We start from the raw sequence: 16,017 nt of genomic DNA, 5'->3' as shown, positions 1-16,017 counted from the left end.
CACCGTCAAGATCGAAAAGACCTTTCCGGTTATCGCTGGCCTCGACGATCCTATCTTGCTGGATGTTGTCGGGCGGTGTCCTCCAGAGGACGTCGGCGGCCCTTGGGGATATGAGGAGTTCCGCGAAGCGCTTGCCGACAAAACTCACGAGCGCCACGATGAGCTTCTCGAATGGTGGGGCAGCGCGGACTACGATCCGACCACAGTCGATGTCGTCAACCCTCGCAAAAACGTGGATGCGCTAGCCGCCAAGTGGAAACGCAAAGCACGCAAGAAAGCCTGAACCTGCGGTCCTCGGCGAATGCTTACGGTTTTCCTGCCGTGACCGTGCCCCCAGCGTTGCCCAGGCGCACATGACTTCTGACTCTTCTGTTCTCCTTGTTGGGTTCAGAATTGAGTTATGCTCAACGCGGTGAGACCTGGCATGCAATTGACCAGACGAAACCCGACAGTTCGTGGGCAATTGCAGTCGTAACCGTCGTTACCGGCTTTCCGGCCTTCCGGCCTTCGCAAGCTTCCGGTATCGGCTGCACAGTCTTAGCTACGCCTTCCATGCCGTGTCGCGGATCGGTTTTGGAAGTTGCTCCTGGCGGATCAACTGATCACGACTGATCTTTGCGGGAAACCGGTAACTCCAGGCGGCTTCGATCAGCATGCGGCGGGCCGTCGTGTTGCCGCTTTTGTAATGCCGCCCTGACGCCGAGTTCCACCACTTGAATGCTCCGATGGAACCAGCCCGAGATAGGCCATCAATTGGCGCGGGTTTGTAAAGCGGCTCAGATCGCCAAGTTCTGCAATCATCGTGGCCGCCGTCACCAGAGCCATGCCTCGAAGCGATTGCAGCACGACGACCACCGGAGCCAATGACCAGTCGCTCAAGATGGCCTCGATCTGCTTCGTTAGCCTATCGCGCCGCTCGGTTGCCGCCTCGATCGTGGCTGATCCTCGAGCACGATTGGATTGGCTGCTCAAAGCGGAGACCGGCCAACCAACGTCGATGCATCTGCGTCCAGGCTGGGCCGCTGTAGTGAAAGCCATGGCGCAATAAAAATCCCCTGAACAGCTGTCGGGCTTGTCGCAGGCTGCGTACCGCGGCAAGCCGTGCCCGGACCAAGTCGCGCATCGCCTCATGGGCGGGGTCAGGTATCCAGACCTCGCTCAACTCACCGGCTCTATGCAGCCTTGCCAGATTGTTGACATCACGACGGTCTGTTTTGATACGATCGCCAGGCTTTTTTGGGATTAACGACGGCGCAACGACTACACAGTCGTGCCCGGCCTCCGATAGCTGTCGCTGAATACCGTAGCCGCAAGGACCTGCTTCATAGCAAAACTTCAACGCTCGCCCCGGCTGAACCAGCTTGGTCAGCAAGCGCGACAGAGCCGCAGGGGTGTTGACGATTTGGCCAAACGAACGACCATCACTACGGCCGCCGCCATCAGCGAAAAGCGACACCGGGATCGTCTCCTTGTGAACGTCCAAACCAACATATGTGATAATCTCGTTCATGGCCCGTGCATGAGGCTCTGTGCGAGGTTAACTTACGCAACCCTCGATACCTGCATATTGTGAAACGGGTCACCCGGTCCCCAGGCGGACATTTAGTCTAGTCACTCAAGACCGAGAGCCGTAGCAAGGCGCTCAGTCACGCAGAAGTCGCTCAGAACGCCAGCGAGAGGCCTTGGGATCCCTACCATGGCCCGAGGCGAGGAAATCGTCCCCAGCGCGTTGCGAGGCCACGTGGACGGCCGCGCAGTCTGCAGGCTTCACCTGCAAGCCAGCCATCGACATCGTCGCCGAACTTGTGGGGTCATCGCACGAATTATCGTTGACGCGATGGGAATTAGGTCCCCTTATGTTTGCAATGCAGCATGTTCTTTTTAGAGCAGGAGCGACCATGGTTGACGTCGGCACGATAGATGCGCGGTTACCCATATTGTCGGACGACGCGATCCGGCAGATATTCAGCGAAATCGAGACCAAGGGTTTTAGCTGTATTCCACACTACATCCAGGAACGCGATTTACGTCAGATGCAAGCGTTTGTATCCAGTGCGGTTACTCGTTCCCAACATGAGTATGTCGTCTTTAACGGCAGTGAGGCGGTTCCGGGGACGGGTATCGACGAACTGGCCGAATCCGAGAAATTTAAGAGCATTTTTTCACGGCTCTACGCGCTTGCTTTGAGCGATCCCGCTCCACAAGTGAAGTTCTATCAAATCCTACGCTGTCTGACAGGAAAAGGGGCGGCCCACCACTCCCTTATCTTTCACTATGACTCCTATCTCATCACAGCCCTCATCCCCGTCACGATTCCGAATGTGGGTAAGCGAGGAGATTTTATTCTCTTTCCAAACAGACGAAAGGTGAGAGCCTACTATGCAACAAACCTGCTCGATAAGGTTTTGCTCGATAACAAGCTCACTCAGTTTTTTCTCCGAACGCTGACGCAGTCAGGAAAAGCACCGCTCACCAGGATCGAGCTGGTTCCTGGCAACGCTTATTTTTTCTGGGGCTATCGAAGCGTACACACCAATGAAGCTTGCGATCCAGAGGCGGTTCGCGCGACAGCGCTCTTCCACTTTGCCGACCCTCACGTCGACAGTTCACTCAGGGCGCGTTTGCGCGGTCATGGGTGAGTAAACGAAATCTGCTGTTTTTTTGCTCAGCCCTGCAGTGTTTTTACCTTTCGAAGCTCCGGGAACAGTCGGGCCCAAAGCAGAACAACAACGATCGTGCCAACGCCGCCGATAACACCGGCCGCGACGGGTCCCATCACGCCTGCCACCATGCCGGATTCGAATTCGCCGAGTTGATTGGACGTGCCGATGAACAGCGAATTCACCGCATTGACGCGTCCCCGCATCGAGTCCGGCGTCAGCAACTGAACAAGGGAGCTGCGCACGACGACGCTGACCGTGTCTGAAGCACCGACCACCAGGAGGGCGACGATCGAAAATGTGACATTGGTCGACAGCGCGAACATAATGGTCGCAACGCCGAACACGGCGACAGCGCAAAGCATCTTGACGCCGACTTTGCTGGTCAGCGGTCTCTTTGCCAGAACGACCGACATGGTGAGCGCCCCAATGGCAGGGGCAGCGCGCAAGAGGCCAAGCCCCCACGGACCGGCGTGAAGGATGTCGCGCGCGAACATCGGCAGCAGCGCGGTCGCGCCTCCGAGCAAGACAGCAAAGAGATCAAGCGAAATCGTGCCGAGCATAACCGGCCGGCTCTTGATGAAAGACACACCTGCAAACACCGAAACGAGAGTCACGGGTTCGCGCTTTGAGGGCGTCCATTCCATCCGGATGGAGATGACGTTGATGCTTGCCACCGCAAACAGTACGGCAGCCACCGCAAACGGAGCGACAGGATCGAGACCATAGAGCAATCCTCCAAGTGACGGCCCGACGATCAAGGCCGTCTGCATCAACGATGTCGAGGTCGCAACGGCGCGCTGCAGCATGGACAACGGCATGATGCTCGGAAGCAGCGCCGCCATGGTCGGCCGCTCGAATGCGACCGTTGCCCCCATGATGGTAACGGCCACCAATATCCCCGTCGGCGTCAGCCAGTTCTGCCAAGTGGCGACGGCAAGCAGCGCCGACACCATCGCCTCGATGACCTGGCAGGCCAGCCCAATCCGCCGCCGGTCGAACCGGTCGGCGACGTGACCGACGACAAACGTCAAGGCGACCATAGGCAGGAACTGGCATAGGCCGACGAGCGCCAACGCGAAGGCGCTGTGCGTCTGGTCGTAGATCATCCAACCCAGCGCGATGGCGACGCTTTGAAACGAGAGGGAGGAGAACACGCGAGAGGTCGCGAAATTCAGATAACCGGGGTGGCGAAGGACGCTACCCTGCGGGACTTGAGGTGTATCCATTGAGCGACTGTCCGGCGCGAAATCGGCAGCGCGCCCTTAGGAGTTTTTATGTCTCCCGTTTCAGCCTCAGTGGCTGCGTTGTCAACCTCAACCGCGGCCCCGTTCGGCTTCATCGGGCGAATACACCAACGTGTGATCAGTCGCCTCGATCCGCTGTTTCGATTTCCCGGCTCCGCTTGGAAGCCGGTATCCGTTGGTGACTATGTGCGCACCACACCACCGAGGCATCGGCCGGGGCCACGTTATGCATAACGGCGAGGCGCCTTCGCCCTGTCCTTCAAATTGTCGAGCAAGGCATAGCCGCCCGACCACCGGCCAAACCCGCTGGCAATATTGATATGGCCCGCGAGACCGATATTTCTGAGGTCTGTCTTCCACAGGTGCGCATAGAGCGTCAGGCGGTCGAGTTCCATGTAATGGTCGTTCAGGCTACCGACGGTGATGGTCGGAAACGGAAGCCGATGGGTCGGCATCTCTCCGAAGCGGATCACGCCGGGGTGCAGCTTCTCGGTCGGCCGCAGATCACAGGGTGCCACAAGGAGGGCTGCTTTGATCCGTCTTGCCGATGGTCTGTCGGCAAGTTTTGCGGTCAGCAGGCATCCAAGACTGTGGGCGACGATGTAGGCTTCACCTTGCTCGAGGAGCGCATTCTCAAGCCGTTCCGCCCATCTGTCGACAAGCGGTGCGTGCCAGTCATCCTGCTCCACCAGAATGCTCTGCGGATCGTCTTCAAGCCAGAACCGCTGCCAGTGTCCCTTATCCGACCCGTTCAGCCCCGGCACGATGAGTGTCGCCGTCATTGGATGTCCCGACTCTACAAATCAAAATAACGCGGACGATGTTCGAGAGCCGAAATCTCCTCCGTCACCTCGGTGATACGCTCCCGCAAATCCCATCCCGTACCGTCTTCCAGATCTTCGCTCCCTAGGCAGTAGCGTGCTTCGTGAAGTTCGAGCTTGGCCTCCAGCTGGTCCCGGAGGGTACAAAGGCGATCGAAGTGCCTAATGATGCTCATGCTCTGCTCCTGCTTGGCCGCAATGTCCGAGCGACAATCTGATGAAAGTATTGCCTATAGTTTTAGTAGATTAAAGGAACAGCGCACCAAGCTTCGCCCCGCGGACGAAAATTCCGCATCAATTGAACCTCAGGAAAGCGGCAAGGTCGCGCTTCGATCCGATTGATCCAAGTCGGATCACCCTCACTCTGGGCGGTTCGCCTAAATCTTTTCCCGCCCGCGAAACTTTTGATCCATGGCCCTCGTAGTTTCGTAACAGGTTCAAAACAACATATTTAGGGAATGATTTCATTGCCGGACCCTGCAGCAAAGCCCGTTGTACTGTGGTTTCGGAAGGACCTACGCCTTGACGACAATCATGCGCTGCATGCCGCTTGCAGCAGTGGCCGCCCGATCATACCACTCTTCATACGCGAACCATCCTCAGCAGGAACGGGCGCACTCGGCGGCGCGCAAGGTTGGTGGCTGCATCATTCGCTCGAATCCCTGAACGATTCAATCAACGCCTTTGGCGGATCACTGCACCTTGCGAGCGGAGACGCGCTCGACGTGCTGCTCGGTCTCATCAAGGCCAGTGGTGCCGAGATGGTCGCATGGAACCGTCGCTACGATCCTCCGGGCATCAGCGTGGACGTCCGTGTCAAACGCGAGCTGGAAACGCACGGCATCGACGTAAAGAGCTTTGGCGGACAGCTGTTACATGAGCCGTCGCGGATTCTGACCGGCGGCGGCACGCCTTACCGGGTCTATACGCCTTTCTGGCGCGCGCTGGAGAATTCGGGAGAGCCCCCCCGTCCTGTCGATGCGCCGGCGACGATGACCCTTTCGGCGGCCATACGCTCTAGCGAGCCCCTCGCCTCATGGAAACTTCTGCCGACAAAACCCAATTGGGCGAAGTGCTTCAACGAAATCTGGTTCCCCGGCGAAAAGGCAGCACGCGAGCGACTGGAGGACTTCATCAACGACGCTCTCAATGGCTACAAGAGCAATCGCGATTTTCCTGCGAAGCACGCAACCTCGATGCTGTCCCCCTATCTGGCGCTGGGGCTGATATCCCCTGCCCGCATATGGGAAAAAACACGCGGTCTGCCCGTTCCGTCCGAGGACGTCATACATTTCCGCAAAGAGCTCGCCTGGCGCGAGTTTTCGTACCACTTGCTCTACCACTTCCCGAACCTGCCATACGCCAATTGGAACAGCCGGTTCGACGGGTTCGGCTGGAACAATGACGCTAAGCATTATCAGGCATGGACGAGTGGCATGACGGGCTACCCGATCGTGGATGCCGGCATGCGCCAGCTCTGGCGGCATGGCTTTATGCACAACAGGGTTCGGATGATCGTGGCATCGTTCCTCATCAAGGATCTGATGATCGACTGGCGGCGGGGTGAAACCTGGTTCCGCGACACGCTGATCGATGCCGACCCCGCGAGCAATGCCGCAAGCTGGCAGTGGGTCGCAGGCTCCGGCGCGGATGCGACACCGTTCTTCCGCATATTCAACCCTATCCTACAAGGTGAAAAGTTCGATCCGCACGGCTCCTACGTGCGCGAGTTCGTACCCGAGCTCGGCGCTCTCGACAGCAAATACATACACAAACCCTTCCAAGCTCCTGCGAGCGCGCTCGAAAAGGCGGGCATAAAGCTGGGCGAAACCTACCCCAAACCGATCGTTGACCACGCAGCCGCTCGGGATCGGGCGTTGACGGCGTACAACGCTGTAAAGGATGCCCTATGAACGCGCATTTTCACCCACAGCAACGTCTGAAAATCGCGATTATCGGCTCCGGGATCTCAGGCGCGTCAGCAGCCTGGGCGCTTAACCCTCTGCACGACGTGACGCTCTACGAAAGAGAGACGCGTCCCGGTGGCCATACGGCGACTGTCGACGTTGACTATGACGGCATCCGCATTCCCGTTGACACCGGCTTCATCGTCTACAACGAGCCAAGCTATCCAAACCTGACAGCGCTGTTTGCGGAACTCGGAATTGACACCCACTCCAGCGATATGAGCTTTTCGCTATCGTTGGATCACGGCAAGCTGGAATGGAGCGGCGGCGCACTTTCCTCGATGTTTGCACAGAAACGCAATCTTCTCAGCCCATCATTCCTGCTGATGATCCGCGAAATCCTGCGGTTCAACCGCACCTGCCTGCAGGACCGCGCGGCTGGCCACCTCGCCTCGCGCTCGATCGGTGATTATCTGGACTGGCGCGGCTTTTCGCCGGGGTTCACGAACAACTATCTGGTACCCATGGCTGCCGCCATCTGGTCAACCTCGGCGACGAAGATGCTGCAGTTTCCAGCCGAACACTTCGTCAACTTCTTCGACAACCACCGGCTGATCTACTCAAGGCAGCATCGGTGGCGCACGGTCACCGGCGGAAGCCGCAACTATCTAAACAGGCTGCTGGCGCCACTTGGCAGTCGGGTAAAGCTCGGTCGGGGCGTGCGCCACGTCCTCCGCAGCCAGACGGGCGTCACAGTCATTGATGAAGGCGGCGGGGAGAACAGCTTCGACAAGGTCGTCTTCGCGGCTCATAGCGATCAGACGCGCCGCATGCTGATCGACGCGACCGACCAGGAAAAGCTGATTCTCGCTGCGGTTCCCTATCAACCCAACAGAGTCGTTCTCCACCGGGATTCGGGATTGATGCCGCAGCGCAAGCAGGTCTGGGCGTCGTGGAACTATCTGCGATCCAGTCAGGGAGACAGCGAGGCCGGGGTCGCAGTCACCTACTGGATGAACAGGCTTCAAGGCATAGACGACAACTACCCGCTGTTCGTCACGCTCAATCCCGATCGAGAGCCCGATGAAGACAAGGTGTTTGCCGAGTTCACCTACGATCATCCGCAGTTTTCCGCCGAGAGTGTTGCGGCCCAGCAGTCGCTGGCAGAGATCCAAGGCCGAAACGACTGCTACTTTGCAGGAGCATGGACCGGCTACGGCTTCCACGAAGACGGACTGGTATCGGGTTTGGCGGCCGCAACGGCACTGGGAGCCGTCCTACCTTGGGTGACAGCAGAGCGGCAAACGCCGGAGCGGCAACTGGATGCGGTCGCATGAAACCGCGAAACGAAAGACACGGCGTTAGCATGGATGGCAACGGCCCCCCGCCTGATGCGGCGGCAGCGCTTTATGTCGGCGATGTGATGCATCAGCGCATGAAGCCTTTCGGCCACCGTTTTCGCTACAAAGTATTCTCGCTGTCGATCGATCTCGATCGGCTGGACAAGGCGCGCAGTCTTTCGGCGCTGTTTTCCGTCAACCGACGGAATCTGGTGTCGTTCTACGAATACGACCACTCCGGAGATCAAGGGATACGGGCATACGCGGACGACCTTTTGGCGCAGGCCGGGCTGCGTGCCCGGAGGATCCTGCTCGTCTGCTACCCGCGTATCCTCGGGTATGTGTTCAATCCGTTGTCCGTCTACTACGCCTATGGGGAGCGCGACGAGGTGATCGCTCTGATCTACGAGGTGCGAAACACCTTCGGCGAGCGCCATACCTATGTTTGCCCCGTCGGCCCCGAAGAGATGTCAGTGGCGGGCTTGCGACAGACCTTTGAGAAGCTGTTCCATGTTTCGTCATTCATCGGCATGAACATGCGGTATCACTTCCGGATGCTGCCGCCAGGGAAGGACATTCGCTGGCGGATCATCGAAACCGATGCGAGCGGCCCGCTGCTTGCCGCCACCTTCTCCGGACAGCAGGTGGCCCTGACGACATTTGCCCTGGCAAGGCTCGCCGCCAGCGTACCGTTCCTTACCTTCAAGATCGTCGGAGGCATTCATTGGGAGGCGTTGAAACTGTGGCTGAAAGGCGCAAAGTATAGTCCGCGTCCACCCGTTCCAGATCCGGTCAGCATTGCACGGCGCCATGATATAGCGGAAGCGGCAGAGTGATGCTGAAGTGCCGGACCGGTGGGTAGGATGCATCACCTGTTTCAAGTTGCGTCTCATGCCTTTTGAAATCGGTTTCGATTTTCGATCTTATGCGGTAGCGTTTGAGCCAATCGCCGGGGGGCGGAGTGTTTCAGCGCATCGTCGTCCTTAACCGGCCATAAGTCGCCGGAGGAGAGAACTATGACAGGTGTAAAGCATTCTGATGCATTGGCGCGGGAGGCGGTGCATCTCTCGCAAGACAATATCGGCAAAGTTTCCAAAGGCTTGCCTTTGAGAGCGATCCTGGCCTTGCGGGGTTTGCTGCACCTGCAGCACGGTTCGCTGCGGATCGTCTTTCCGGACGGCCGTGTTGTGATCGCAAGCGGCGCCATGGCCGGACCGGATGCCGCGATTCACCTGAAGAACTGGAACATAACCTACCGGGCGCTCGCAAGCGGTACGATCGGCGTTGCGGAGACCTACATGGACGGCGATTGGGACAGCCCGGACATTACGGCTTTCCTTGAGCTGTTCCTGATCAACGACGAAGCCGTCCTGGACTATGCCAATGGCAAGGGCGGTATCACGCGTATCATCGAGCGTCTGCGCCACTGGATGAACTCGAACACGAAGATGAGATCGAAACGCAACATCTCGGCGCACTACGATCTCGGCAACGACTTCTACAAGCAATGGCTCGACCCGACGATGACCTACTCGTCGGCGCTCTACTCGACCGGCGCCAACGATCTGCAATCGGCCCAGAACGCCAAATATCGCGCGCTGGCCGAGGCGACCGGTATAACGCCCGGCGATCACGTCCTCGAAATCGGCTGCGGCTGGGGGGGATTTGCCGAGTTTGCCGCCAGCGAACTGAACTGCCGGGTGACGGGACTGACGATCAGCCGCGAACAGCTTGCTTTCGCCGAGGAGCGCATCCGAAAAGCCGGACTCAGCGACCGCGTCGAGTTTCGCTTTCAGGATTATCGCGATGAAACGGGTCTTTACGACCAGATCGTATCGATCGAGATGTTTGAGGCCGTCGGCGAAAAATACTGGCCGGCCTACTTTTCCAAACTGCGGCAATGTCTAAAGCCAGGCGGCAAAGCGGGTCTTCAAATCATCACCATCCGCCCGGAATCCTTTGAGCAGTATCGGAGCAATCCGGACTTCATCCAGAAGTACGTTTTCCCGGGCGGCATGCTGCCGACCCGCGATCACCTTGCGGAGCTCGGCCAGAAAGTGAATTTATCACTGGTTAGGGACTTTAGTTTCGGGTTAGACTACGCCCGTACTCTTGCGGAATGGCGAGAGCGCTTCTGGTCCGTATGGGAGCGTGTTCGCCCGATGGGCTTCGATGAGCGCTTCAAGCGGCTGTGGGAATTCTATTTGTTTTATTGCGAAGCAGGCTTCCGCGCCCGAAACATAGACGTCCGTCAGGTCGTCTTTTCGCGGAACTGACGAGAGCGGATGGCGGAACCATCCGACAGTCGACCTCCTGTCGCGGCCGCCGTCCGCCTCGTCTACACCTCTGAACCCTTTGTCGGCTTCCTGGCTGTTCGGCTTCGCGGCCGCGGGAGTGCTGGCTACTCGGCTGGATGCGGAGTCACCGATCGGCGACCCCTGGGTAGCGGGCGCTCGTGCCAGCCGGTCGCACGGTTGAGGAACCAGAAGTAGAGGCCGTAGGGCATCAAGTTCAAGAGCTTCATCATGTAGGTGAAGCGCTTGGGGAAGCTGATTTCGAAGCCCTGCGACTTCAGCCCAGCAGAAATCTGCGCTGCGGCTTCCTCGACCGACACAAGCGAGGGCATCGGAAACTCGTTCTTCCTGGTGGCCGGGGTATCCACGAACCCAGGACTGATCAGCTGAATCCGGATCCCCATCTTGTCGAGATCAAACTTCAGGCTTTCCGCCATGTTGATCAGGGCGGCCTTGGTTGCGCCATAAGCTGCGCTCGTCGGAAGTCCGCCATAACCCGTAACAGACGAGACGATGGCGATTTGCCCCTGCCCCTTCGCCTTCATGTGCCTGACCGCAGGAATCAGGCAGTTGACAACACCCTGCAGGTTCACTGCAAAGCTCTGTTCGAAGTCACCAAGCTTCAGTTCCTCCGCATGGACGGGAAGATAAACACCGGCATTGAAAATCGCCAGCGCCAGCGCGCCATGCTCGTATTCGATGGATGCAAGCACGTGCTCCATGTCCTCGGCGTCCGTAACGTCGCCGTCGAGCACTATGATGCCACCGGAGAGACCACTCGCCTCGGCCTGTAATTCTGCAAGCTTCTCGTGGTCGCGAGCGGTCACCGCGACCTTGTATCCCTCACCCGCAAGCTTCAGCGCCAACGCCCGGCCAATGCCTGAACTTGCACCAGATATCCACACGATACCGTGTTCGGGACGGGCAACAAAATCTTGCATGGCGCAATTCCTCCGGTTGCATAATGAACGACAAAACGGGCCGGGAAGTTCCTCGCCATCTCCGGGTCCATGCCCGTATCACACTATTGTGGCTGCTTTCAGCCAATCAGGTCGCCAATCAATTGGCGGAACGATCCTGTCAGCTTTATCGGCGCATCCAGAACGGAAAACGCAATGCAGGGACGATCTTTCTCGGCGACCGGCCGATGGTCGACCGTTTCATCCGCGACCGAAATATCGCCAGGGCCGAAGCGACCCCTGCTGTCATTGAAGGCGCCGTCGAGGATAAGGGTTAGCTCGGTGCCCTTGTGGGTGTGTGCCGGGAGCGCGCGGCCGGGCTTGATCCACATAAGGCTCACTTCGCAGCCATCGATGTCGGTCGAATACTCCTTGAAGCCGGGCATCTTGGTTTTCCAGGGAACCGTGTCGACATCGAAACCCACGAGGTTACGAAGTGACTGCGGAAAGACGCCCTGAAGTTGATCAGAGACCGTGCGACCCTCGACAGGCGGTACAGACGAAAAGATGGCAGAAAGCCGCGCGTTTCGGTCGCCGATTGCAACTGCAGGCGTCTGCTCCAACGCCTCGCCGGCCAGCAGTTCGAGGTCCTTGACGAGCGTGCGGTGGTCCGGCTTCATCTCGAGATGCGATTGAACAAGTACACGCGCCGGCTCTGGAAGAGAGCCGGCGACATAGTGAGCCATCAATGCATCGACCGTGTCGATATGCTGGTGAACCATGACGGTTTTGGTCGTTTCCGCTTTCGGTTATTGCTTTGTCATCGTGCATACGATGAAAGTCAATCTTCGGATCATCGCAAGGCTCGCAGATCGCCGCCTTCACGCATAATCGAAAGCATGAAGTGTAATTTTACCGCGGCCGGCAGAGGCATGGAATAGCATTTCTTGCCAACTCAGCCTTGTGAAGGGAAAAGACCGTTCCTAAACTAAGAGTTCCAAAGAGGCAGATTCCATGACCTTCCACCCCTCCGTCCTCGAAGCAATCGGCAACACTCCCCTGATCAAGCTCAAGGGCGCATCGAATGCGACCGGTAGCACCATTCTCGGCAAGGCGGAGTTCCTGAACCCGGGCCAGTCGGTCAAGGATCGCGCGGCGCTCTACATCATCCGCGATGCGGAGAAGAAGGGATTGCTTCGGCCAGGTGGCGTGATCGTCGAAGGCACGGCCGGCAACACTGGAATCGGCCTGACGCTGGTTGCAAAGGCGCTCGGCTATCGCACGGTCATTGTCATTCCCGAGACGCAAAGCCAGGAAAAGAAGGACGCTCTGAAGTTGCTCGGCGCCGAACTCGTGGAAGTGCCGGCCGTTCCGTATAAGAACCCGAACAACTACGTCAAAATATCCGGCCGCCTTGCCGAACAGCTTGCGAAGACAGAGCCGAATGGCGCCATCTGGGCAAACCAGTTCGACAACGTCGCCAACCGCCAGGCGCACATCGAAACGACCGCGAAAGAAATCTGGGACGATACGAACGGCAAGATTGACGGCTTTGTCTGCTCCGTTGGATCGGGTGGAACGCTTGCCGGTGTCGCTGCCGGTCTGACGTCCTTCAACAAGGACGTCAAGATTGGCATCGCGGATCCGGATGGTGCGGCGCTATACGAATTTTACAAGAACGGCGAGCTGAAATCCGCCGGTTCTTCGATTACCGAAGGTATCGGACAAGGCCGGATCACGGCCAACCTCGAAGGCTTCACGCCCGATTTCGCCTATAGCATTTCAGATACGGAAGCCCTACCTTACGTGTTCGATCTCGTTGAGCACGAGGGACTCTGCCTCGGCGGATCCAGTGCAATCAACATCGCCGGCGCCGTTCGCCTTGCAAGGGATCTCGGCCCCGGCCATACCGTCGTAACGATCCTTTGCGACTACGGCAATCGCTACCAGTCCAAGCTCTTCAATCCCGATTTCCTGACATCGAAAGGCCTGCCTGTTCCGGAATGGCTGACGTCGTCGGCGGATATAAAAATACCCTACGAACCAGCAGCGTGAGACCCAATGCCCGTCAATGCCCTTTATCGTGACGATTTCTACCTTTCGACATGCGAGGCGGTCGTCACCGCCGTTCACGAAGACGGGGGCATCGAGCTGGATCAGACCTGCTTTTATGCCGCATCGGGCGGGCAGCCGGGCGATATGGGCTTCCTGGAGCGCGTCGACGGCAGCAAGATCGCGCTTGGGCAAACCAAGCACGGCGCGAGCAAGGACATCATCATCCACGTACCGCTCGAAGGAGAGGTGCAGCCTGACGTCGGCGAGAAGCTTGTGCTGCACGTCGACTGGGGCCGCCGCTACAGGCTGATGCGCATGCATACGGCCTGCCACCTGCTTTCCGTCGTCTGCTCCTACCCGATCACGGGTGCCGCAGTGGGCGAAGTGGAGAGCCGCGTCGACTTCGATATGACCGACACTATCGACAAGGAAGAGCTCACGGCAAAGTTGATTGAACTCGTCAACCAGAACCATCCCGTCTACCTGCAATGGATCACGGACGAGGAACTCGCGGCCAACCCAGGTCTAGTAAAGTCCAAGAACGTGCGTCCGCCGAGCGGGCTTGGACGCGTCAGCCTTGTCTGCATCGGCGAGAACTCTGCGATTGACAGCCAACCCTGCGGCGGCACACATGTCTCCGAAACGCGGGAAGTCGGCCAGATTCACATTGCCAAGATTGAGAAGAAGGGCAAGGAAAACCGGCGCTTCCGCATACGCTTCAGCGTCCCCGGCGACGAAGCCTGAGAATTGAGGGAGAGTGGAATGAGCGAAGACAAGAGCCGTTTTGTAGTGTCTGCCGACTGGCTGCAGGCAGAATTGGGGAAGCCTGATCTGCGCGTGCTGGACGGCTCTTTCTATCTCCCGGCCCAGAAGCGCGACGCCGATGCCGAATACGCCGCGGGCCACATCCCTGGCGCCATCCGATTCGATCAGGACACGATCGCCGATCACTCGGTGTCGCTGCCGCATACGATCCCCTCGCCCGATTATTTCGCCGTAGAAGTTGGAAAGCTCGGGATTGGCGAAAACGACCGTATCGTCGTCTATGACGGCATCGGCATGTTTGCATCGCCGAGAGTCTGGTGGCTGTTTCGCGTCATGGGCGCCAAGAGTGTTTTCCTGCTCGACGGCGGCCTTGACGGCTGGAAGGCCGAGGGCCGGCCACTTGAGACAGGCGTACCACATTACGAGCCAAAAACCTTCAATGCTGCCTATGACGCCGGTCGCGTCGTCACTCTTGAAGCGATGAAGAGCATCGTGTCGAGCAGAGCTCTGCAGATCGCCGATGCCCGCAGCGCCGGCCGCTTTGCCGCAACAGAACCGGAGCCCCGCGCCGGCATGCGGTCGGGCCATATGCCCGGTGCGCGCAATCTGCCGTCCGGCGTATTCGCCATGCAAGGCCGCTTCAAATCGCTGCCCGAACTGAAGCAAACGATCGAAGACGCCGGGATCGACCTGTCGAAGCCAGTTGTCACGTCGTGCGGCTCGGGCATAACAGCCGCCATCATTACGCTTGCGCTGGAATCGCTCGGGCATACGGACAACAAGCTCTACGACGGATCCTGGAGCGAGTGGGGAAGCCGCGCCGACACGCCCGTCGTCACCGGTCAGCCGGAAGCGGTCAAAGTCTGATCGCCATGGTAAAAACACCCGCTACGCTCAAGGCTCATCTCACGCGTCTCGAAATGACGGCACCGCCGAAGGCAAGTCTGCCGGTGCCCGTCAACATCCAGACGGCCATCATGCGCGCACCCGGCATTCCGCTGCCCTTCTACCGCTATCTCTACCGCCAGGTTGGTGCCCGCTGGCAATGGGTCGATCGCATGCGGATGAACGATGAAGACCTTGCCGCTACCTTGCATGACAAGCGCAATTCCATCAGCGTGCTTTATGTCAACGGCGCCCCGGCAGGCTTCTACGAGTATTTCGTGGAAGACGAGGAAACGATCGAACTGAGCCATTTCGGGTTGATGGAAAGCGGGCTTGGTCTCGGCATTGGAAAGTGGTTCCTGCTGCAGGCTCTTTACGCAATCTGGACGCAGAACCCGACGAGGGTCACCACGACGACCAATACCCTCGACCACCCGCGCGCGCTGCAGCTTTACCAGATGTTCGGATTCTCGCCCGTCTCCACCGGTACGGCAATCGTTCGACCGCTGAGCGACAAGGAATTGCTGGAGGCAGCGAAAAAAAGCTAGACCGCAAGGATCGGGTGGCTTCCCTCTCACCAGGGCGCATTTCATGGCAAAGCTCGAAAGGAGATTTGCCATGCCGACTATCCACTATACCGCCATGCCGGCCCGATGCAGAACACATCTGGGACGGCGGCCGCGATGCTTACGACAACCTGCCGGAAACGATGACATCCGATGGTCAGGGATATCCATGCCGGCATTGCCTGGACAATATCGATTCGGGCAACGAGGTTCTGGTCTTTGCGTATCGACCGTTTCCTGAGTTTCAGCCCTATGCGGAGACTGGCCCCGTCTTCATGCACAAGCTGCGATGCGTGCGTTACGTTGCCGAAGAGATCATGCCGCCCGTTCTGACAACAAGCCGTGATTTCATTCTCCGCGGTTATTCGGTAAACAACCGGATCGTTTACGGCACCGGCGCTGTCACGCCGATCGAGGATATTCCCAGCTATGCAGCAGCGCTGCTCGACCGGCGGGAGATCTCATACGTGCATGTCCGTTCGGCCCGCAATAACTGCTATCAGTGCCGGATAGACAGATTCGAACCAAGTAGCCGGCCGCAGAGAGAGCGGCCGGCTTCGTCTGGCGTTACGTGAAGA

15 protein-coding genes and 2 pseudogenes are annotated in these 16,017 nt (G+C 58.5%); 11 read left to right on the top strand and 6 right to left on the bottom strand.

All coding sequences use genetic code 11. The features are described 5' to 3' along the window. Nucleotides 1–283, top strand: a 283-nt coding sequence (locus tag AC1D2R_RS29505) for an IS1096 element passenger TnpR family protein (protein ID WP_477973047.1), incomplete at its 5' end; no start/stop codon positions are given. 121 nt (nt 284–404) lie between these two features. Here AC1D2R_RS29505 and AC1D2R_RS29500 read toward each other — a convergent pair. Beyond that, nucleotides 405–1,510: pseudogene (locus tag AC1D2R_RS29500) on the bottom strand (IS110 family RNA-guided transposase). Between the two features lie 388 nt (nt 1,511–1,898). Between AC1D2R_RS29500 and AC1D2R_RS29495 the strand changes: the two are divergent. Further along, nucleotides 1,899–2,639, top strand: coding sequence for a hypothetical protein (locus AC1D2R_RS29495; RefSeq protein ID WP_477973045.1), 741 nt, complete (start codon nt 1,899–1,901; stop codon nt 2,637–2,639). Nucleotides 2,640–2,665: 26 nt separating this feature from the next. On the opposite strand, the gene AC1D2R_RS29490 is transcribed toward AC1D2R_RS29495, so the two are convergent. From AC1D2R_RS29490 to AC1D2R_RS29480, 3 genes are all read right to left on the bottom strand, one after another. Further along, nucleotides 2,666–3,889, bottom strand: a complete 1,224-nt coding sequence (locus tag AC1D2R_RS29490) for an MFS transporter (RefSeq protein WP_477973043.1) — start codon at nt 3,887–3,889, stop codon at nt 2,666–2,668. Between the two features lie 242 nt (nt 3,890–4,131). Continuing rightward, nucleotides 4,132–4,689 carry an RBBP9/YdeN family alpha/beta hydrolase gene (locus AC1D2R_RS29485; protein ID WP_477973041.1) on the bottom strand — a complete coding sequence of 186 codons (558 nt, stop codon included), beginning with the start codon at nt 4,687–4,689 and terminating at the stop codon, nt 4,132–4,134. 14 nt (nt 4,690–4,703) lie between these two features. Then, nucleotides 4,704–4,904 (bottom strand): hypothetical protein, encoded by a 201-nt coding sequence (locus tag AC1D2R_RS29480; RefSeq protein ID WP_115109084.1) that lies wholly within the window; start codon nt 4,902–4,904, stop codon nt 4,704–4,706. 282 nt (nt 4,905–5,186) lie between these two features. On the opposite strand from AC1D2R_RS29480, the gene AC1D2R_RS29475 reads away from it, so the two are divergent. The 4 genes from AC1D2R_RS29475 to AC1D2R_RS29460 all read left to right on the top strand — a co-directional run bounded on the left by AC1D2R_RS29475 (nt 5,187) and on the right by AC1D2R_RS29460 (nt 10,251). Then, nucleotides 5,187–6,641 (top strand): cryptochrome/photolyase family protein, encoded by a 1,455-nt coding sequence (locus AC1D2R_RS29475; protein ID WP_477973039.1) that lies wholly within the window; start codon nt 5,187–5,189, stop codon nt 6,639–6,641. Then, nucleotides 6,638–7,972 (top strand): NAD(P)/FAD-dependent oxidoreductase, encoded by a 1,335-nt coding sequence (locus tag AC1D2R_RS29470; protein ID WP_477973037.1) that lies wholly within the window; start codon nt 6,638–6,640, stop codon nt 7,970–7,972. The genes AC1D2R_RS29475 and AC1D2R_RS29470 overlap by 4 nt, the downstream gene beginning before the upstream one ends. Continuing rightward, the gene (locus AC1D2R_RS29465) at nt 7,969–8,811 is read left to right on the top strand and encodes a DUF1365 domain-containing protein (protein ID WP_477973035.1); all 843 of its coding nucleotides are present in this window, start codon (nt 7,969–7,971) and stop codon (nt 8,809–8,811) included. The genes AC1D2R_RS29470 and AC1D2R_RS29465 overlap by 4 nt, the downstream gene beginning before the upstream one ends. A gap of 180 nt (nt 8,812–8,991) precedes the next feature. Beyond that, nucleotides 8,992–10,251, top strand: a complete 1,260-nt coding sequence (locus AC1D2R_RS29460) for a class I SAM-dependent methyltransferase (protein ID WP_477973033.1) — start codon at nt 8,992–8,994, stop codon at nt 10,249–10,251. A gap of 125 nt (nt 10,252–10,376) precedes the next feature. Here AC1D2R_RS29460 and AC1D2R_RS29455 read toward each other — a convergent pair whose 3' ends face one another. Together AC1D2R_RS29455 and AC1D2R_RS29450 are read right to left on the bottom strand one after the other, a co-directional pair. Next, complete coding sequence (locus tag AC1D2R_RS29455; RefSeq protein WP_477973031.1) at nt 10,377–11,210, bottom strand: SDR family NAD(P)-dependent oxidoreductase; 834 nt, start codon at nt 11,208–11,210, stop codon at nt 10,377–10,379. 98 nt (nt 11,211–11,308) lie between these two features. Then, nucleotides 11,309–11,950: a ChrR family anti-sigma-E factor gene (locus AC1D2R_RS29450; protein ID WP_477973029.1), complete on the bottom strand. Its 642-nt coding sequence runs from the start codon at nt 11,948–11,950 to the stop codon at nt 11,309–11,311. A gap of 232 nt (nt 11,951–12,182) precedes the next feature. On the opposite strand from AC1D2R_RS29450, the gene AC1D2R_RS29445 reads away from it, so the two are divergent. The 5 genes and pseudogenes from AC1D2R_RS29445 to AC1D2R_RS29425 all read left to right on the top strand — a co-directional run bounded on the left by AC1D2R_RS29445 (nt 12,183) and on the right by AC1D2R_RS29425 (nt 16,014). Further along, the gene (locus AC1D2R_RS29445; protein ID WP_477973027.1) at nt 12,183–13,223 is read left to right on the top strand and encodes a cysteine synthase A; all 1,041 of its coding nucleotides are present in this window, start codon (nt 12,183–12,185) and stop codon (nt 13,221–13,223) included. A 6-nt stretch (nt 13,224–13,229) separates the two neighbouring features. Further along, a complete protein-coding gene (locus AC1D2R_RS29440) occupies nt 13,230–13,967 on the top strand; it encodes an alanyl-tRNA editing protein (protein WP_477973025.1) in 738 nt (245 codons plus the stop codon). Between the two features lie 18 nt (nt 13,968–13,985). Further along, nucleotides 13,986–14,855: a 3-mercaptopyruvate sulfurtransferase gene (gene sseA, locus AC1D2R_RS29435; RefSeq protein WP_477973023.1), complete on the top strand. Its 870-nt coding sequence runs from the start codon at nt 13,986–13,988 to the stop codon at nt 14,853–14,855. A gap of 5 nt (nt 14,856–14,860) precedes the next feature. Further along, nucleotides 14,861–15,421, top strand: a complete 561-nt coding sequence (locus AC1D2R_RS29430) for a GNAT family N-acetyltransferase (protein ID WP_477973021.1) — start codon at nt 14,861–14,863, stop codon at nt 15,419–15,421. 70 nt (nt 15,422–15,491) lie between these two features. Next, nucleotides 15,492–16,014: pseudogene (locus tag AC1D2R_RS29425) on the top strand (DUF1203 domain-containing protein). Nucleotides 16,015–16,017: the final 3 nt, after the last annotated feature.

This window comes from Rhizobium sp. P1_C7, from assembly GCF_056406295.1.
Note: the sequence above shows the minus strand (reverse complement) of the source record. Positions and strands in the feature narration are given on the sequence as shown.